This window comes from Bacillus sp. 165 (assembly GCF_017742235.1).
Lineage (GTDB): Bacteria > Bacillota > Bacilli > Bacillales > Bacillaceae_G > JAGHKQ01.
Genome location: NZ_JAGHKQ010000014.1, coordinates 1 through 2,304 on the forward strand (window position 1 = coordinate 1; position 2,304 = coordinate 2,304).

At 34.2% G+C, this 2,304-nt stretch carries 1 protein-coding gene and 1 rRNA gene; one reads left to right on the forward strand and one right to left on the reverse strand.

Features of this window, described 5'->3' with window-relative positions; all coding sequences use genetic code 11:
• Positions 1–110: 110 nt before the first annotated feature.
• Positions 111–226: ribosomal RNA gene (rrf, locus tag J7Q84_RS15440) — 5S ribosomal RNA — on the forward strand.
• Between the two features lie 43 nt (positions 227–269).
• Here rrf and J7Q84_RS15445 read toward each other — a convergent pair.
• Complete coding sequence (locus J7Q84_RS15445; RefSeq protein WP_209095696.1) at positions 270–428, reverse strand: hypothetical protein; 159 nt, start codon at positions 426–428, stop codon at positions 270–272.
• Positions 429–2,304: the final 1,876 nt, after the last annotated feature.

Genomic DNA, 2,304 nt, shown 5'->3' on the forward strand with positions numbered 1-2,304 from the left:
ATCGATCGAGGACTTAACCAAAATGATGACGTTATCTAGTTTTGAGAGAACGAAGTTTTCTCTTGACAGGCTTTCTGCCTTTTGGTAGAATAACTTCTGTCTCTAATAGGTCTAGTGATGATGGCGAAGAGGTCACACCCGTTCCCATTCCGAACACGGAAGTTAAGCTCTTCAGCGCCGATGGTAGTTGGGACCTTGTCCCTGTGAGAGTAGGACGTCGCTAGGCACAAAAAAACCAGTCAAATTGACTGGTTTTTTTGTGCTTGATTTTAAATGAGATCTTGAAACGATGCTTTAAAAATATGGTTTTTGATTTTTCCTTTTACATCATAACCGCCTAAATAACTTGTTTCATTTGGAAATCCATAAACTTCATTTAATTCAATTCGTATGAATCCGTGCTTACCAGCAATAATAAACTCTTTCATTTTATCTAACTCTTTTCAACTATAATTTAAATGTCGATAATATCTTAATTAAATAGCATTGGTGCATAACAAACAACTATTAATAGCCAATTCGTTTACTGTTGTAGAATCATCATAGAACCTGGTTGAGTAGAGAGAATGAAACTAGTTTAAACCTTGAGTAAGGTGTTTGGTTGTAACGCTATTAAATCTATCCATCCACCTTTTTAAATGGCTACGATAGTTATTGTTAGTTTGAATATGGTAGATTCCTTGCTATCAGATTTGAAGGGGTACTGTTCTGATCTTTTTTCTTGGCTCAGTTCGCAAAGATTGCTGCTACTGCGTGATAATTTTGGCTTTGTTTGTGAGAATGGCTTCTATTAGAGGTTCTGACGTTAAAACGCTACTATTTCAATACGCTAAGAGAGTAGAAGTTACGATTTAAAAAACATGGTCAATTTCAATCAAGCTCCATACTTCTTGAATTGATTTTCCATTAAGTTTCACCTTTTGAGTAAGTTCTCAACAGTTTCATCCACAATTTCACTTGTAGAGTCATAGGCTTTCCAAAACATACAGGTTCCTGTACCACAACCAATATAATAGTTTTCTCCTTCATAAATAAACTCGATTTCTCTTCCCATGTCTAAGTAATTAAGAAACTTTTCATAGCTGTAATCCATAATTTCCTTGTATTTTTAGTTTACATATAGTCGGTTATCGGAAAGCAACGTTTGGCAGAAAGGGTAATGACAATAGACTGTATAGATGATTGCATATGATATCCGTATTTTAACTGTGGGACCCCTTATGAGCAACAATCTTTTAGAACATAGCCTTTTTCTTTTACATAGGTTTTGAATGTACTTGATGCATCTGTGCAAACAATATTCGATCTAGACAGTCTGGAGCTGATTGCTTTGTCTAAGTGGAATTTTACAAAAAGCTCTTGTCCAATGACTTTAGAATAATTTAGTTTTTGAGAGTTTCTCATAATCAACGCACAGACTTGTTCTTTACTGATGCTCAAAATTGAGAAGCACTGTCACACTTACGAGGTTTTACACGTTGATATTCCGTTTTCTTTTTGGAATACAAGAAATAAGTCTCGACCATTTTAATGATACGAGAAAACTTTTTAAAAGTTATCGATTTTAAAGCCAATAAAATGTTATGTATCCAATAGAAAACTGTGGCATAGTGGACTATAGTCATTTCTAATGCCTTGCGTAAAGAGTATCCCTTCCTCATGCACTGGATGAAATCTATTCGTTTATAAGAAAGGTGAGGAGGAGTGGTGGTATCGGTAAAGAGTTTCCTACAATCCTTACACCACTACAGCTGCCGTTCAATCGTATTCATTCCTATGTTAGCGGAATACTTGCCGAATTTAATAACACTATTCTAATGATAGAGAGTGCGAGTATAGCTACCTTTATGTTTCTGCTTGGATGGTTTTTGAAAATCTGTTTATTTGTAGAAGATGCCGGAAAATATTTTGTGAAAAATCCCTTCAATTGAAGGTGCTCTGCCATATTGAGTTTTGAATCACTTTAATAATGTCTGTTAATGCTATTTGGACTACTCACTGTTGTCCTTTTGTATAGTTGCTATACAATAAGCGTTCGTTTTAATCGAATTTCAACATAATTGTTTAATCGAATTTTATTTTATATAAAGTGTTGACATAGCTTGTTTATACTGTTAATATAAATAACGTTGCTTCTGACATAAATAAAAATGCTCAGAAACAAATTTTAAAAAATGTTGACAAGAAGTTGTCACAATGATAAGATGGTAAAGTCGCTTCGAGCGGCACAGTAGTTCTTTGAAAACTGAACAAAACAAGAAACAAACGTCAAGTTTTAAATGAGCAAGTCAAACACTTTTATGG

What these genes read in the sequence shown, in the direction of transcription:
- J7Q84_RS15445 (WP_209095696.1), bottom strand. Translation starts at nt 428, where the DNA reads ATGAAAGAGTTTATTATTGCTGGTAAGCACGGATTCATACGAATTGAA.